1 pseudogene is annotated in these 276 nt (G+C 75.7%); it reads left to right on the top strand.

Going from position 1 to position 276, the window contains the following annotated elements:
• Positions 1–14: 14 nt before the first annotated feature.
• Positions 15–276, top strand: a pseudogene (locus tag CUZ56_RS15680) (hypothetical protein); the annotation flags it as partial.

Genomic DNA, 276 nt, shown 5'->3' with positions numbered 1-276 from the left:
TCACCGCACCGCGTGTGGCGCCGCTGCCAGTTCCGGGGCAGGACGAGGCGGTGCAGCCGGCGATCGCGCCGAACAAGCCCGAGGGCGAGCAGCCTGCGGCGCCGGGGCAGCCGGGCGATCGGCCGGTCGCTCCCGAGTCCGAGACCGAGGGCGACGCGCAGGCCGCCGATCCGGGCACCGAGACCTTGGTTCAGCCGCAGGCCCCGCAGTGGGAGGCGCCGCGTCTGGAATCGGCTCCGGTGGCGCCGGTGGTGGAGATGCAGGGCCCGCATATGG

Source organism: Saezia sanguinis (assembly GCF_003991585.1).
Taxonomy (GTDB): domain Bacteria; phylum Pseudomonadota; class Gammaproteobacteria; order Burkholderiales; family Burkholderiaceae_C; genus Saezia; species Saezia sanguinis.
Note: the sequence above shows the minus strand (reverse complement) of the source record. Positions and strands in the feature narration are given on the sequence as shown.